Below are 14,497 nucleotides of genomic sequence, written 5' to 3'. Positions count from 1 at the left end.
TCAACGTGTACGCGATCGTGCGTAGCGGCGGACGGCAGCACAAGGTTGCCGTCGGCGATGTTTTTGAGGCTGACAAGGTCGACGCCAAGGTTGGCGAGACCGTTGAGCTCTCGACGATCCTGGTCGTCGACGGTGACGCCATCACCAGCGACCCGTGGGTCCTGGCGGGTGTGAAGGTCCGCGCCGAGGTGGTCGACCACCACAAGGGCGAGAAGATCCGCATCCAGAAGTACAAGAACAAGACCGGCTACAAGAAGCGTATGGGCCACCGTCAGCGCCACACCGCGCTTCGCGTGACCAGCATCGACTCGGCGAAGTAAGGGGCGAGGGGAACCATGGCTCACAAGAAGGGCGCAAGCTCTACCCGTAACGGTCGTGACTCGAACGCTCAGCGCCTGGGCGTGAAGCGTTTCGGCGGCCAGGTTGTCAACGCGGGCGAGATCATCGTCCGCCAGCGCGGCACCCACTTCCACCCGGGTGCGGGCGTCGGCCGTGGCAGCGACGACACGCTGTTCGCGCTGGAGGCCGGTGCGGTGCAGTTCGGCACCCGCCGCGGCCGCCGCGTCATCAACATCGTCCCGGCCGCCTGAGCTTTCTCGGCCGACACGTAGGACAACGCAGTACCTCGCTGAGGGTGGATCGGAACATTCCGGTCCACCCTTGGTGTTTGAGAAGACTTACCGAGCTTTTTGATTACTGAGCTTTTTGCCGACTGAGAGGCGCCCGCATCATGACCACCTTCGTCGACCGCGTCGAACTGCATGTCGCCGCGGGTCACGGGGGCCACGGCTGCGCCTCCGTTCACCGCGAGAAGTTCAAGCCGCTGGGCGGCCCGGACGGCGGCAACGGCGGACGCGGCGGTGACGTGACCCTCGTCGTCGATCCGCAGGTCACCACGCTGATCGAGTACCACCACCACCCCCACCGCAGGGCCACCAACGGCAAGCCCGGTGCCGGCGCCAACCGCACCGGAGCCGAGGGCACGGACCTGATCCTCTCCGTCCCTGACGGCACGGTCGTGCTGGACAAGCAGGGCAACGTGCTGGCCGACCTGGTCGGCAACGGCACCACCTACGTGGCCGCGGCCGGCGGCCGTGGCGGCCTGGGCAACGCGGCGCTGGCCTCGGCCCGCCGCAAGGCGCCCGGCTTCGCGCTGCTGGGCGAGCCCGGCGACGACGCGGACATCGTGCTCGAGCTCAAGTCCGTCGCCGACGTGGCGCTGGTCGGCTACCCGAGCGCGGGCAAGTCCTCGCTGATCTCGGTGCTCTCCGCCGCCAAGCCGAAGATCGCGGACTACCCCTTCACCACGCTGATCCCGAACCTGGGCGTGGTCAACGCGGGCGACACGGTCTACACCATCGCCGACGTGCCGGGCCTGATCCCCGGCGCGAGCCAGGGCCGTGGCCTGGGCCTGGAGTTCCTGCGTCACGTCGAGCGCTGCTCGGTCCTGGTGCACGTGCTGGACTGCGCGACGCTGGAGTCCGACCGCGACCCGATCACCGACCTCGACGTCATCGAGGACGAGCTCAAGCAGTACGGCGGTCTCGATGACCGCCCGCGCATCGTGGCCCTCAACAAGATCGACGTGCCCGACGGTCAGGATCTGGCGGACCTGGTCCGCCCGGGTCTGGAGGAGCGCGGCTACCAGGTCTTCGAGGTCTCGGCCGTGGCCCACAAGGGCCTGCGCGAGCTGAGCTTCGCCCTCGCCGGCATCGTCGCCGAGGCGCGCGCCGCGAAGCCGGTGGACGAGTCGACCCGCATCGTGATCCGTCCGAAGGCCGTGGACGACGCCGGCTTCACGGTCGTCTACGACGAGGCGGAGGACCTCTACCGGGTCACCGGCTCCAAGCCGGAGCGCTGGGTCAAGCAGACGGACTTCAGCAACGACGAGGCCGTCGGCTACCTCGCGGACCGCCTCAACCGCCTCGGCATCGAGGACGCGCTGATGAAGCAGGGCGCCCGCGAGGGCGACACCGTCGTCATCGGCGCGACCGAGAACGCCGTCGTCTTCGACTGGGAGCCCACCATGGCCGCCGGCGCGGAGATGCTCGGCCGCCGTGGCGAGGACCACCGCTTCGAGGCCCCGCGCGACGCGGTCGCCCGCCGCCGCGAGCGCGAGCGCATGCGCGCCGACTCGGCGTCCGAGGAGTTCGAGGCCTTCGACCCGCTGCGTCGCAACGCGATCGAGAGCGACGAGGACTACTGACCCGCAGGGGCACAGCTTCTGTCGGGGCGTCAGGCGGCTCGACCGGTTCGAGCGGCCTGACGTCCCGAGGGCTGAAACCCGGGTGAGTCGTCTGGTCCGGTTCGCGTAGATTGCTGAGCGCAGCGGAGACGCATCAGGCGTACGGACGTACAGGAGCGACGGCGTGACAGGCACCACCCTTCGGGAAGACGTGCTGCGGGCGCGGCGGATCGTCGTGAAGGTGGGCTCCTCCTCGCTCACCACCGCGTCCGGCGGCCTGGACGCGGATCGCGTGGACGCGCTGGTCGACGTGCTGGCCAAGGCGCGCGAGCGCGGCACCGAGGCCGAGCCCGTCGAGATCGTGCTGGTCTCCTCCGGCGCGATCGCCGCCGGTCTCGCGCCGCTGGGCCTGGAGAAGCGCCCCTCCGACCTCGCCCGGCAGCAGGCCGCTGCGAGCGTCGGCCAGGGACTGCTGGTCGCCCGCTACACCGCATCCTTCGCCCGCTACGGCCTGCGCGTCGGCCAGGTCCTGCTGACCGCCGACGACGCCAGCCGCCGCGCGCACTATCGCAACGCGTATCGCACGCTTGAGCAATTGCTGGCCATGGGTGCGGTCCCGGTCGTCAACGAGAACGACACCGTGGCCACCGCGGAGATCCGCTTCGGTGACAACGACCGGCTGGCCGCGCTGGTCGCCCACCTGGTCCGCGCCGACCTGCTGGTGCTGCTCTCCGACGTCGACGGCCTCTACAACGGCGACCCGAGCAAGCCGGGGACCAGCAGGATCACCGAGGTACGCGGCCCTCACGACCTCGAGGGCATCGAGATCGGCAGCGCGGGCAAGGCAGGCGTCGGCACCGGCGGCATGGTCACCAAGGTCGAGGCCGCGCGGATCGCCACCGGCGCGGGCATTCCCGTCGTCCTCACCGCCGCCCGCCACGCCGCGGACGCGCTGGCCGGCCGCGACACCGGCACACTCTTCCACCGCACCGGCCGCCGCGCGGCCGACCGGCTGCTCTGGCTGGAGCACGCCAGTTCGCCCCGCGGCGCGGTCACCCTCGACCCGGGTGCGGTCACGGCCGTGGTGGAACGCCGAACCTCGCTGCTCCCCGCCGGTGTGACCGGAGTTGAGGGAGATTTCGCTGCGGGCGATCCGGTGGACCTTCTTGATGAAAACGGCCACATCGTCGCGCGCGGACTGGTCAACTTTGATGCAAGGGAACTTCCCCGGCTACTCGGCCGGTCGACGCGGGACCTGGCCCGGGAGCTGGGCCCCGCGTACGAGCGGGAGGTCGTGCACCGCGACGACCTCGTCGTGCTGTCCGGCTGACGGGTCGGCGGCGGCTGCCCGGACCGCGGGGACGAAACGCCGACAGGGAGGCCGCCGGTGGGACGCAGGCGCCAAGGTGCGGGGCCCGTGGGCAGTAACGGCAGTGGCAGCGACGGCAGTGAGAACAAGACGCGTGGGGTGCGGCAGACAGGGCGGTCGGGAGTCGTGCTGACGAGCATCCAGGGCGGCGCGGAGCCATCGCCGGTCCCGGGCCGCACGCAGGGTCAGGGACCGGCGGAGCGGATCGCGCCCGGCTCCAGCGCGGCGGAGATCGGGCAGCGCGCCCGGATATGGCACGTGGTGCTCAACGTGGCGGGCCAGGTCACGCCGCTGCCGCAGCTGAAGCAGGGGCTCGAACAGCTCGCCCATGAGCACCCGCCCTTCCTGACCGCGCGCTACGCCTCGGACCACGCGGAGATCCGCTACTGGGAACAGGCGGACGACCTCCAGGACGCGGCGGCGATGGCCCTCCGCCTCTGGGGCGAACACCGCGTCTCGGCGGCGCTGCCGCCGTGGGAGGTGGTGGGCCTGGAAGTCGTGGACCGCCCGACCTACCACAAGCGCATCGCCGAGGGTTACGGCGAACCCCCTGCCTTCCTGGGCGGAGTCCATCCCTACTGAGCTGCAGTTGCACCTCCAGGGGCGCGAGGAACTGCGCGAGAAACCACCGGCATGCGGATGGCCCTGCTCGTTCGGGGCTCTACCTGCGTGGGTGGCTTGTCGCGCAGTTCCCCGCGCCCCTGGAAGTGCAACTACATGCGGCAGCGCCGAAGGTGTCTCAGTCAGCGGAAACGTCTCATTCGGGCCCGGCCGCAGGCCGTACGCTGTGCGTATGAGCAGCCACTCCGCCGAGTTTCCCTCGCCCGACCTGCCGTCGCCGCTGCCGAAGTCAGCCGTGCTGCAGGCCGCCTACCGGGCCAAGGCCGCCGCCGCGACGCTCGCGCCGCTGCCTCGGACGCCGAAGGACGACGCGCTGCTCGCCATCGCCGACGCGCTGCAAGTGCGGACCAGGGAGATCGTCGAGGCAAACACCGAGGACGTCGAGCGGGCTCGCGCCACGGGGACGGACGAGGCCGTCATCGACCGGCTCACGCTCACCCGCGAGCGCGTCGCGGCCATCGCCGACGACGTGCGCCGCGTCGCCGGGCTGCCCGACCCCGTGGGTGAGGTCGTGCGTGGCTACACCCTCCCCAACGGGCTCGACGTGCGCCAGGTCAGGGTCCCGCTCGGGGTGATCGGGATCATCTACGAGGCCCGGCCCAACGTCACCGTCGACGCCGCCGCGCTCTGCCTCAAGTCCGGCAACGCCGTCCTGCTCCGCGGGTCGTCCTCCGCCATCGCCTCCAACCGCAAGCTCGTCGAGGTGATCCGCGACGCGGTCGGCGGTGCCGGGCTGCCCGCGGACGCGGTCCAGCTGGTGCCGGGGGAGGGCCGGGACTCCGTGCAGGAGCTGATGCGGGCGCGTGGCATGGTCGACGTGCTGATCCCGCGCGGCGGCGCCTCGCTGATCCGCACGGTCGTCGAGCAGTCCACCGTTCCGGTGATCGAGACCGGCACCGGCAACTGCCACGTCTACGTCGACGCCGAGACCGACCTGGCCATGGCCGTCGAGATCCTGATCAACTCCAAGGCCAGCCGCGTCAGCGTCTGCAACTCCGCCGAGACCCTCCTGGTCCACCGGGACATCGCCGACGCCTTCCTCCCGCTCGCCCTCGACGCGCTCGCCGAGGCGGGGGTGACCGTTCACGCCGACCCGCGCGTGCAGGAGGTCGCGGAGCGCGAGGGCAGCAAGGCCGTGATCGTGCCGGCGACCGCCGAGGACTGGGAGACGGAGTACCTCTCCTACGACATCGCGGCCGGCGTCGTGGACTCGCTCGACGACGCGGTCGCGCACATCCGGCTTTGGTCCTCGGGCCACACCGAGGCGATCGTGACGACCTCTCAGGCCGCCGCCCGTCGCTTCACCCAGCTGGTCGACGCCACCACCGTGGCCGTCAACGCCTCCACCCGGTTCACCGACGGCGGTCAGTTCGGCTTCGGCGCGGAGATCGGCATCTCGACGCAGAAGCTGCACGCCCGCGGCCCGATGGGCCTGCCGGAGCTGATGTCGACGAAGTACATCGTCACCGGCGACGGACACATCCGCCGCTGATGCCCGCTGACGCCCCGCTGACTCGCCGCTGACGCGCCGACCTGGTCGAACCCGCAGACAAAGCGGGCACCCTGCCCTACGCTGATGCTGTGTCCGACGGTCCCGACCGCGGCTTCGACCGGTTCGAAGGCGCGGGCGACGACGACCACGGCCCGGCGAACGGAGAGTTCGCCGCCGTGGTGTTCGACGAGGCGTTCGTCCGGTCGGCACTGGTGCACGAGCCCTCCGCGCACGAGCGCGCCCTGGCCGGGGGGCCGACCCGGACCCCGCGTTTCGACTACGCGCTGGCCGAGGACGACGAGGACGATCCGGACGGCCTCCCGCTGGAGCTCAAGCCGATGCCGTACGAGCCGAGCCGCACGGGCGGCTGGCAGCGGATGCTCGCGCGGGTGATGCTCGTGGTCATAGGAATCATCGCCGTACTGGGCGCCGCAGCGGCCGTCTACCGGGCCTCCGGAGGCTCGGGGCCGGGCACCAACCACGCGCCGGGCCCTTCCGCGCCCGCGCCCACGGCCCTCGCGCGCAGCTGACACAGCCCACCGTTGCGCCGACCTTTCATGCCATATGTCAGCTATGTCCCATTTGTACGTCAGCTGACGAGCAATCAAGGCCACTTCTGGAACAGAACTTGTCGCGGCTGGGCCTCTCCACTCCCCTCGCGGCGATTTACCCTTGAGGCATGGGTGGCCGGGCAGAGCCCCCCGAGGGCGGGCCCGAGGGTGGCGCCGGGGGCGAGGACGAGTTCCGACCCGTCGTGTTCGACGAGTCGTTCATTCGGGCTGCGCGCATCCAGGAGCTGTCCGCGAGCGAGCGCCTCTCCGGCGCGCACCGTTCCGTCCGGCGACGCGGCGGGCGCGGCGGGCTGCCGCGCCAGGCGCTCGCCCTGATGCTGCTGATCGGGTTCGCCTTCGCGACCGCCGTCTACATGGGCGTCCGTCACCCCTACCCGACGCCGGTCTCCGGAGTCGCCGCCAACCTCAGCGTCCAGATCATCCCGCTGCAGCCGGGGCCTGCGGGCATCCCCACCGGCCGCAGCAGTGCCACGGCCGTCCCGAAGCCCTCCGGGTCCGTGTCCGGGTCCACGTCCGGGGCCCTCCCCGGCACGGCCTCCGGATCCGCCTCGCCGAGCGGCGGGGCCGGCGCCAGTGCCGGGCCGACGTCGCCCTCCGGGTCCTCCTCGCCGACGGGCTCCTCGACGCCGAGCCTGGACCCGGCCTACGCCGGTCTGCCGAACGGCGAGTTCCTCGCCGTCGGGGACACGGGTTTCAATCTGCCGAACGTGCGGGCCACCGACCACTTCAGCCACGACCAGGTGAGCTCCGCCCTGCAGACCGTCCAGGGCTACCTCAGGGCCTCCTCGCTCAACCCCGAGGTGCTGGTGGGGCAGAACGCCGAGCGGGTCAGGGAGTGGATCTCCCCGGGCCAGTTCCCGCAGTTCAACACGAGCGTCGACCACCCGGCGAACGACCAGCTCCACGAGGCGACGGGCTGGATGGTCCGCTTCGACCCGACCAAGGTGCAGCTCGCGACGGACCAGGTGCTGGTGGCTCCCGGCAAGATCAACTACCAGGAGCTGGACAACAACACCCTCCAGGTGACCAGCGACTACACCTTCCTCTACGCGCTGAGCCCCAAGCAGGCCGCCTCTTCCAGCGCGCAGGCCTCCGCCTCGGCCTCCGCGACCCCGTCCGGCACCGCCCCGGTCTCCGTCGGCCCGGTCGCGACGCCGCCCACCGCCACGCCGATCGTCTACTTCGCAGTCCGCCGCTCCCTCACCTACTGGCTGACGCCGGACGACATCGCCGGCCGGCACGTCCAGCTCGTCGACTCCGTGGTCCAGGCCGGTGCCACCAGCTGCGACGCGGACAACAGCGCCTACCTTCAGCCGCTCTTCCCGCAGCAGCACGCGAGCGCCAAGCCGTCCGCGCGTCCGAGCACCGGCGCCACGGCGACCGGCGCACCGAACGGGATCGACCCCTTCGACCACAACCGCAGCGCCTGGACGGTCTGCGGTCAGCTCTCCGGGAGCCTGTAGCGCGGCAGCGGCGGCGCACCGCGCGAGAGGGGCCCTCCAGTCGTGCGCTGGAGGGCCCCTCTCGTCTGCGCTTTCAGGAGGTGCTGTTACCGCCGCTGCCGTGGTTCTCGCCGTCGGCGGGCGGCTGCTGCTCGCCCGAGCCGCCGGAGCCGCCGCTGGTGCGTCCGGCGAAGACGTCGCGCAGCTTGCCGCCCAGATCCGCTGTGCCGCCCGCGACGTCGCGGATCAGGCCCATCAACGGGTCCTTGGTGTCCTTGAAGGACTGCGCGTAGGAGTCCGCCGCCGCCTTGGCCTGCTCACGGACGGAGGTGTTCGAGTCGTCCTCGCGACGCGGGTAGGCACCGGCCATGATCGAGCCGTACTCGTCGCTCTCGGCCCACTTCTTGATCTGCGCCACCCGGACCGCCGCGAACGGGTGCGACTGCGGCAGCACCTGCAGCAGCTTGATCACGCTGTCGCGCAGGTCACCCGCCTTGTCGTACTCCTCGGCCTGCTCCAGGAAGGCGTCGGTGTTCATCTCGTGCAGGTGGTGACCGCCGGCCAGCTTCATCAGGCCGCGCATCGAGGCCTGCAGGTCCTGGCCGACGAGCAGACCGGCCCGGTCGCAGGACAGCTCCGCCTTGCGGAACCACTCGTTGAGCGCGGTGATCACCGCCGTGATGGCCAGGCCGCCCAGCGGAATGAAGGAGATCCGCTGCGCGATGTTGGTCAGGATGATCAGCATCGTGCGGTAGACCGCGTGGCCGGACATCGCGTGCGCGACCTCGTGGCCGACGACCGCTCGCATCTCCTCCTCGTCGAGCAGGTCGACCAGCGAGGTGGTCACCACGATGACGGGGTTGTCCATACCGATGCACATGGCGTTCGGGACCGGGTCCTGCGTGACGTACAGCGCCGGGACCTTCTCCAGGTCGAGGGTGTAGGCCGCGTCCCTGACCATCTCGTGCAGGTGCGGGAACTGCCGCTCGGAGGCACGGACGGCGGAGGCCAGGAACATCAGCCGCACCGCGCGTTCGGAGACCAGGCCGCCGAGCTTCTTCAGGATGTCGTCGAAACCGCTGAGCCTGCGCAGGGCGACGAGCGCCGAGCGGTCGGCCGGGTGCTCCCAGGCCCGGGTGGAGATCCCGGGAAAGCGCTTGCGAGTGCGGCTCGGCACGTTGCCGCTGCTGTCGTTGGGCTGGGTCATCTGCTGCTTCCTCCCGGGATCCAGCGGTCCCGGTGCTGCCACCGTCCCCCGCTGTCCTGTGGACTGGACTCTCCGTCGCGCCAAGACCGACGGTCTGAAGCTCGTCCCCTCACGGGGGAGACGTTCCGGGCCGGTGTGAGGTTCCCGCAGGGGCGGGGCTAGTCTCGATGCGCGCCACCTCTCCGTTCGAAGGGCTCCTCCCATGCACACCACCGACGCGCTGCTCCAGCTCGCGGCCATCTCCGACGGCAGCGGCCCCGGGATGTTCCTCCGGGTGATCGTCATCGTGGCCGTCGTCGGAGTGGTGCTTCTGGGATGGCTGCTGCTGCGCGGCTACGGCGACTGACCGGAGTGCGTAGCATGAGCACGACCTGCCACACCTGTCGCCGAGTCAGAAAGTCCGACCACAGATGACCTCTCCTGCCGCCACTGTCGCCCAGCTCGCCGAGGGCAACGGCATGCACGACTCGCTCCAGCCGTGGCTCACCGGTGGTGGCGCCCTGGCGATCCTGATCCTGCTCCTGGTCGTCACCATGAGCTTCAACAAGGACCGCTAGTCCCGGGTCCGTCACGGTCGGCAGTCGGGTCACGGGCGGGACGGTCGTGGCCCGGCCGGATCGCGTAGGGTGACCGCCTATGAGAGAGCACGCCGAGTCTCAGGCCGGTGCCGAGCCGCAGAAGAAGCGGCTCGGGGTGATGGGTGGCACGTTCGACCCGATCCACCACGGCCACCTGGTCGCCGCGAGCGAGGTGGCCAGCATGTTCCACCTCGACGAGGTCGTCTTCGTACCGACCGGCGAGCCGTGGCAGAAGAGCGGCAGGCGGCCCGTTTCGCCCGCCGAGGACCGCTACCTGATGACGGTCATCGCCACCGCCTCCAACCCGCAGTTCTCGGTCAGCCGCATCGACGTCGACCGCAAGGGCCCGACGTACACCATCGACACGCTGCGTGACCTGCAGGCCCTCCATCCGGACGCGGACCTCTTCTTCATCACCGGGGCGGACGCCCTGGAGCAGATCTTCTCCTGGCGCAACGCGCAGGAGCTGTTCGACCTGGCGCACTTCATCGGAGTGACCCGGCCAGGGCACACTTTGACGGACCCCGGTCTGCCCGAGGGCGGCGTGTCGCTGATGGAGGTCCCGGCGCTGGCCATCTCCTCCACCGACTGCCGCGTGCGGGTCGCCAGGGGCGAACCGGTCTGGTACCTGGTTCCGGACGGCGTGGTGCGCTACATCGACAAGCGCCACCTCTACGCCGCGACCGAGCCGGGTGGCCAGGGCGGGCCGAACGAGGGAACTGGGATAGGGGCGGCGTGACCGGAACCGCAGACCGCAGGGGACCGGGGGGACAGGAGTACCAGGAGTACTACGGCCAGGTACCGCAGCAGCACTCCTACGAGCAGGCATACCAGGACCCCTACACGGGTGAGTGGGTCTTCCCTTCGCAGCAACAGCGGCCTGCCTACGACCCGTACGAACAGCAGCCGCCCGGACACGAACAGCAGTCGCAGCAGCCGCAGTCACACGCACAGCCGCCGCCGCAGCCGTACTACGGCGAGCAGGACTACGGTCAGCCCGGGTACGAGCAGCAGGGCTACGCGCAGCAGCCGGACTACGGTCAGCAGCAGGACTACTACCAGGCGCAGCAGTATCAGCAGCAGCCCCAGCAGTACCAGTCGCCCCAGCAGGCTCCACAGTCCCCGCCGTACCAGCCGCAGCCCCAGTCCCGGTCGCAGTCGCAGGCACAGCCCGAGGCGGGTTTCTCGCCCGCCTACCAGGCTCAGCCCGCCGCTGCCGCGCCCAGCGCTGCGCCCGGCGCGCCCGGTGGCGGCGCCGGCGCCGGCGCCAAGGGGCGTGACTACGGCACGGAGTCCTTCACCTTCGTCGACGACGAGGAGGAGTCCGAGGACGTCATCGACTGGGTCAAGTTCTCCGAGACCCGTGGCGAGCGCCGCGACGAGCGACGCCGCAAGCTGCGCAGCCGGGCGGTCGCCGGCGCGCTCGCGCTCGCGCTGGTGGCGGTCGGATCGGTCGGCTACCTGTGGGCCACCGGGAAGATCTTCCAGTCCGGCCCGGCGGCCGTCGCCGCCAGCACCCAGCGCGAGGTCGTCGCGATCCACATGCACGACCTGAACAAGAACGTCTACAGCGCCCTGCTGGTCTCCGAGCCCTCGCCCGCGAAGGGCATCACCCTGCTGTTGCCGGGCACGCTCGGGATCCCCCAGGACAGCTCAGGGGGAGCGCTCGTCGCGCTCTCCACGGCGGTGGACAACCAGGGCACCTACGGCACCCGGACCGGGATCAACACGCTGCTCGGCACCGACATCTCGGCCACCTGGGACATCCACACCCCGTTCCTGCAGAACCTGGTCGACCTGCTCGGCGGCCTCCAGATCAACTCCGACGTCGCGATCACCGTCAACGGCAAGCAGTTGGTCTCGCCGGGCCAGTCCACGATGAACGGTGCGGCGGCGATGGCCTTCGCCACCTACAAGGCCAAGGGCGAGAGCGACCAGGCCCAGCTGAACCGATTCGGCATCATGCTGCAGGCCCTGGTCAAGGCCATGCCGACGGACCCGACCTCCGCCGCCGGTCAGATCGACCGCATGGGCGCGGTCGCCGACCCCTCGCTCTCCGACGCGACGCTCGGCGCGCTGCTCGCCAAGCTCTCCACCGACGCCCACTCGGGCGCCTACTCCACCGAGACATTGCCGGTGCAGCCCAACGGCACGCTCGGCAGCAACGCCGCGACCATCGTCTCCGGCGTGCTGCAGGGCAAGGTCAACAGCCAGAACGGCCAGCAGACGGTGGCCCGAGTCCAGTTGGTCGACGCCACCGGCAAGGCCAAGGCCTCGGACTTCGCCCAGGCGGCGGTGACCAACGCGGGCTTCACGCTCGTCCCCGGCATCGCCAAAGCCTCGCCCCGCAGCACCAGCGAGATCACCTACACCGACCCCAGCCGCAAGACGGACGCCCTGGCCGTGGCCACCAGCCTCGGACTTCCGGCCTCGGCGGTGAAGCAGGGAGCCTCGGGACAGTCGGTCGACCTAGTGGTCACCCTCGGGAAGGACTACAAGGTCGGCGCCTGACCTGGGCGGATGTGGTCGCGGCCGGGCTTCGGACGGCCGCCAGGGGCGCTGCGGACAGCCCGCGGAGCAAACGGCTTCGCGGGCTGTCCGCAGTTCATGAGATCCTGGACGTATCTACCCTTTGACGGAAAGCATGCTGTGACCGCAACTGACAGGGCCCTCGAACTCGTCTCCTCGGCCGCCCAGGCCGCCGCTGACAAGCTGGCCCACAACATCATCGCCTTCGACGTCAGTGAGGTCCTGGCCATCACAGACGCCTTCGTCCTCGCTTCCGCGCCGAACGACCGCCAGGTCAAGGCCATCGCGGACGAGATCGAGGAGAAGCTCGCCAAGGAGCACGAGGTCAAGCCCGTTCGCCGCGAAGGCGAGCGTGAGGGCCGCTGGATTCTGCTCGACTACCTGGACATCGTCGTCCACGTCCAGCACTCCGAGGAGCGTGCCTACTACAGCCTGGAGCGGCTGTGGAAGGACTGCCCCGAGCTGGAGCTGCCGGAGGACGCCAAGGCCAGCCGCCAGCGTGCCGCCGAGTCGGACGAGGCCCCCGTCGAGCAGCCGCGCGAGTTCGCACACGTGGAGGCAGTCCTGGCGGCCGAGGCCGCGACCAAGGCTTCCAAGGCGCGGCGCTGAGCGGCCGGGCCGGCGGGCGGCGCGTCGTTTTCTGGCGGCACGGCCAGACGTCCTGGAACCTTGAAGGCCGGTTCCAGGGCAGCACGGACATTCCCTTGACGGAGACCGGTCTCTCCCAGGCGCGCCGTGCCGCGCGCCTGCTGGCCGCGCTGAACCCGGACGCCATCGTCGCCTCCGACCTGCAGCGTGCCTCCGCCACCGCGCAGCAGCTCTCCGAGGTGACCGGCCTCGAGGTCAAGCACGACCCGGGCCTGCGTGAGACCTACGCAGGCACCTGGCAGGGCCTGACCAACGAGGAGATCCAGGCGCAGTACGCCGAGGAGTACCGCCTCTGGAAGCTCGGCGAGCCGGTCCGGCGCGGCGGCGGCGAGCTGCACACGGAGGTCGCCGACCGCGCGGTCCCCGTGGTGCTGGACGCCGTGGACCGGCTGCCCGAGAGCGGCACCCTCGTCGTGGTCAGCCACGGCGGCACGATCCGGATGGCGATCGGTCGCCTGATCGGTCTGGAGCCGAACAGCTGGGAGGCCCTCGGCGGCCTCTCGAACTGCTGCTGGTCGGTCCTGGGCGAGGGCTACCGCGGCTGGCGCCTGGAGGAGCACAACGCGGGGACGCTGCCCGAGCCGGTGATCGGCGACGACACGTGAGCCTGCGGTTCGAGGGGGAGGGGCCGGATTTCGCAGTTCGGCCCCCGAACCGCTAAAGTCTTCCTCGTTCGCAGGTGTTCGCAGCTGTTCACAGTGAGGCGGATGCCGGACGCGGACCACGGGGCTGTAGCTCAGTTGGTAGAGCGCTTGCATGGCATGCAAGAGGTCCGGGGTTCAATTCCCCGTAGCTCCACGCAAAACAAATGAACAGCAGGATCGTGAGGGGCTGTAGCTCAGTTGGTAGAGCGCTTGCATGGCATGCAAGAGGTCCGGGGTTCAATTCCCCGTAGCTCCACAGAATTCGAACCGCCTCCGGCCCGCGCCGGGGGCGGTTTCTCGTTGCCTCGCCTCAGTGCGTGTGGCCTCCGTGCGCCGGGGCCTCAGTGCGTGTGGTCGACCATCGGCAGGCCGGGGTTGGCCTGGAGGTGCGCGATGCGCAGGCGGCTCTCCTCGTCATTGGGGGTGTAGACGACCATACGGGCCGTGGGCATGCCCACCACCTGGAGATTGGTCGCCGTCATCCGCATCTCGCCCACCGAGCCGTGCCGGAAGACCTTGAGCCGCGCGGACTGCAGCGCGACGTCCTGCTGCGCCCAGAGCTTCGCGAAGTCCTCGCTGGCCGCGATGAGATCGGCGATGAACTGCTCCCACTCCGGATCGCCGACGTGATCCCCGTAGCTCGAACGCAGCACCGCGATCATGCGGGGCAGCTCCTCGTCCCTGTTGACGAAGGCGCTGCAGCACGAGGGCACGACGGCGGCGGCCCAGAGGGAGTTGCGCCGGTAGGCGTCGGTGAGCGTGGCGCCGGGGAAGATCGACTCGTAGGCGGCGTTCCAGCGCAGGATGTCGTAGCGAGCGGTGCTGATCGCGGCCGGCAGCGGGTCCAGCGCGTCCAGGATCGCCTGTACCTGGGGCTGCGTGGCGCACTCGGGCGAGTCCGGCGCGGCGGGGCGCAGCCCGGCGAGCCGGAACAGGTGGGACTCCTCGGCCAGGTCGAGGTGGAGGGTCCTGGCGATCGCCGACAGCACCTGCTCGCTGGCGTTGATCGCCCGCCCCTGCTCCAGCCACGTGTACCAGGTGACGCCGACCCCGGCGAGCTGCGCGACCTCCTCCCGCCGCAGGCCAGGCGTGCGCCGACGCAGCCCGGGGGCCATCCCGACCTGCTCCGGAGTCACCCGTGCCCGTCGAGCCTTGAGGAACGCGGCGAGCTGGCTACGGCGATCGGGCGCGTCGGTCGTCATGGCCCTAT

16 protein-coding genes and 2 tRNA genes are annotated in these 14,497 nt (G+C 70.5%); 16 read left to right on the top strand and 2 right to left on the bottom strand.

What is annotated here, in order from left to right; translation table 11 throughout:
* Positions 1 to 5: 5 nt before the first annotated feature.
* The 8 genes from rplU to ABIA32_RS08435 all read left to right on the top strand — a co-directional run bounded on the left by rplU (position 6) and on the right by ABIA32_RS08435 (position 7,702).
* Positions 6 to 320: a 50S ribosomal protein L21 gene (gene rplU / locus ABIA32_RS08470; RefSeq protein WP_037605169.1), complete on the top strand. Its 315-nt coding sequence runs from the start codon at positions 6 to 8 to the stop codon at positions 318 to 320.
* A 15-nt stretch (positions 321 to 335) separates the two neighbouring features.
* Positions 336 to 590, top strand: coding sequence for a 50S ribosomal protein L27 (rpmA, locus tag ABIA32_RS08465; protein ID WP_370093287.1), 255 nt, complete (start codon positions 336 to 338; stop codon positions 588 to 590).
* A 140-nt stretch (positions 591 to 730) separates the two neighbouring features.
* Positions 731 to 2,206 (top strand): GTPase ObgE, encoded by a 1,476-nt coding sequence (obgE, locus tag ABIA32_RS08460; RefSeq protein ID WP_370093286.1) that lies wholly within the window; start codon positions 731 to 733, stop codon positions 2,204 to 2,206.
* Positions 2,207 to 2,396: 190 nt separating this feature from the next.
* Positions 2,397 to 3,515 (top strand): glutamate 5-kinase, encoded by a 1,119-nt coding sequence (gene proB, locus ABIA32_RS08455; RefSeq protein ID WP_370093501.1) that lies wholly within the window; start codon positions 2,397 to 2,399, stop codon positions 3,513 to 3,515.
* An 87-nt stretch (positions 3,516 to 3,602) separates the two neighbouring features.
* Complete coding sequence (locus ABIA32_RS08450; protein ID WP_370093285.1) at positions 3,603 to 4,136, top strand: hypothetical protein; 534 nt, start codon at positions 3,603 to 3,605, stop codon at positions 4,134 to 4,136.
* Positions 4,137 to 4,347: 211 nt separating this feature from the next.
* Positions 4,348 to 5,667 (top strand): glutamate-5-semialdehyde dehydrogenase, encoded by a 1,320-nt coding sequence (locus tag ABIA32_RS08445; protein WP_370093284.1) that lies wholly within the window; start codon positions 4,348 to 4,350, stop codon positions 5,665 to 5,667.
* An 89-nt stretch (positions 5,668 to 5,756) separates the two neighbouring features.
* The gene (locus tag ABIA32_RS08440) at positions 5,757 to 6,197 is read left to right on the top strand and encodes a hypothetical protein (protein ID WP_370093283.1); all 441 of its coding nucleotides are present in this window, start codon (positions 5,757 to 5,759) and stop codon (positions 6,195 to 6,197) included.
* 149 nt (positions 6,198 to 6,346) lie between these two features.
* Positions 6,347 to 7,702 (top strand): hypothetical protein, encoded by a 1,356-nt coding sequence (locus tag ABIA32_RS08435; RefSeq protein ID WP_370093282.1) that lies wholly within the window; start codon positions 6,347 to 6,349, stop codon positions 7,700 to 7,702.
* Between the two features lie 73 nt (positions 7,703 to 7,775).
* Here the strand turns inward: ABIA32_RS08435 and ABIA32_RS08430 are convergent, their stop codons facing one another.
* Positions 7,776 to 8,888 carry a M48 family metallopeptidase gene (locus ABIA32_RS08430; RefSeq protein WP_370093281.1) on the bottom strand — a complete coding sequence of 371 codons (1,113 nt, stop codon included), beginning with the start codon at positions 8,886 to 8,888 and terminating at the stop codon, positions 7,776 to 7,778.
* A 202-nt stretch (positions 8,889 to 9,090) separates the two neighbouring features.
* On the opposite strand from ABIA32_RS08430, the gene ABIA32_RS08425 reads away from it, so the two are divergent.
* The 8 genes from ABIA32_RS08425 (at position 9,091) to ABIA32_RS08390 (ending at position 13,543) form a co-directional block, all read left to right on the top strand.
* A complete protein-coding gene (locus ABIA32_RS08425) occupies positions 9,091 to 9,234 on the top strand; it encodes a hypothetical protein (protein WP_370093280.1) in 144 nt (47 codons plus the stop codon).
* Positions 9,235 to 9,298: 64 nt separating this feature from the next.
* Positions 9,299 to 9,445 (top strand): hypothetical protein, encoded by a 147-nt coding sequence (locus ABIA32_RS08420; RefSeq protein WP_370093279.1) that lies wholly within the window; start codon positions 9,299 to 9,301, stop codon positions 9,443 to 9,445.
* Between the two features lie 79 nt (positions 9,446 to 9,524).
* The gene (gene nadD / locus ABIA32_RS08415; RefSeq protein ID WP_370093278.1) at positions 9,525 to 10,205 is read left to right on the top strand and encodes a nicotinate-nucleotide adenylyltransferase; all 681 of its coding nucleotides are present in this window, start codon (positions 9,525 to 9,527) and stop codon (positions 10,203 to 10,205) included.
* The gene (locus ABIA32_RS08410) at positions 10,202 to 11,977 is read left to right on the top strand and encodes a LytR C-terminal domain-containing protein (RefSeq protein ID WP_370093277.1); all 1,776 of its coding nucleotides are present in this window, start codon (positions 10,202 to 10,204) and stop codon (positions 11,975 to 11,977) included. Before nadD ends, ABIA32_RS08410 begins: the two co-directional genes overlap by 4 nt.
* A 138-nt stretch (positions 11,978 to 12,115) precedes the next feature.
* Positions 12,116 to 12,604, top strand: coding sequence for a ribosome silencing factor (rsfS, locus tag ABIA32_RS08405; protein ID WP_370093276.1), 489 nt, complete (start codon positions 12,116 to 12,118; stop codon positions 12,602 to 12,604).
* On the top strand, positions 12,601 to 13,248 hold the full coding sequence (locus ABIA32_RS08400) for a histidine phosphatase family protein (protein WP_370093500.1): 648 nt from the start codon (positions 12,601 to 12,603) through the stop codon (positions 13,246 to 13,248). Before rsfS ends, ABIA32_RS08400 begins: the two co-directional genes overlap by 4 nt.
* Positions 13,249 to 13,368: 120 nt before the next feature.
* Positions 13,369 to 13,441 (top strand) — tRNA-Ala (locus ABIA32_RS08395).
* Between the two features lie 29 nt (positions 13,442 to 13,470).
* Positions 13,471 to 13,543, top strand: a tRNA-Ala gene (locus tag ABIA32_RS08390).
* A gap of 85 nt (positions 13,544 to 13,628) precedes the next feature.
* Here ABIA32_RS08390 and ABIA32_RS08385 read toward each other — a convergent pair.
* Positions 13,629 to 14,489 carry a helix-turn-helix transcriptional regulator gene (locus ABIA32_RS08385; protein ID WP_370093275.1) on the bottom strand — a complete coding sequence of 287 codons (861 nt, stop codon included), beginning with the start codon at positions 14,487 to 14,489 and terminating at the stop codon, positions 13,629 to 13,631.
* Between the last annotated feature and the right edge of the window lie 8 nt (positions 14,490 to 14,497).

Origin of the sequence: Streptacidiphilus sp. MAP12-20 (assembly GCF_041262525.1) — a bacterium.
Classification (GTDB): domain Bacteria; phylum Actinomycetota; class Actinomycetes; order Streptomycetales; family Streptomycetaceae; genus Streptacidiphilus.
The sequence above is the reverse complement of the archived record's forward strand: the minus strand, read 5'-3'. Positions and strand labels throughout refer to the sequence as shown.

Bases quoted from the DNA above. Each gene is read 5' to 3' on its own strand.
- ABIA32_RS08435 (WP_370093282.1), top strand. From the start codon at position 6,347: ATGGGTGGCCGGGCAGAGCCCCCCGAGGGCGGGCCCGAGGGTGGCGCC.
- ABIA32_RS08385 (WP_370093275.1), bottom strand. From the start codon at position 14,489: ATGACGACCGACGCGCCCGATCGCCGTAGCCAGCTCGCCGCGTTCCTC.
- nadD (WP_370093278.1), top strand. From the start codon at position 9,525: ATGAGAGAGCACGCCGAGTCTCAGGCCGGTGCCGAGCCGCAGAAGAAG.
- ABIA32_RS08445 (WP_370093284.1), top strand. From the start codon at position 4,348: ATGAGCAGCCACTCCGCCGAGTTTCCCTCGCCCGACCTGCCGTCGCCG.
- ABIA32_RS08425 (WP_370093280.1), top strand. From the start codon at position 9,091: ATGCACACCACCGACGCGCTGCTCCAGCTCGCGGCCATCTCCGACGGC.
- obgE (WP_370093286.1), top strand. From the start codon at position 731: ATGACCACCTTCGTCGACCGCGTCGAACTGCATGTCGCCGCGGGTCAC.
- rpmA (WP_370093287.1), top strand. From the start codon at position 336: ATGGCTCACAAGAAGGGCGCAAGCTCTACCCGTAACGGTCGTGACTCG.
- ABIA32_RS08420 (WP_370093279.1), top strand. From the start codon at position 9,299: ATGACCTCTCCTGCCGCCACTGTCGCCCAGCTCGCCGAGGGCAACGGC.
- ABIA32_RS08430 (WP_370093281.1), bottom strand. From the start codon at position 8,888: ATGACCCAGCCCAACGACAGCAGCGGCAACGTGCCGAGCCGCACTCGC.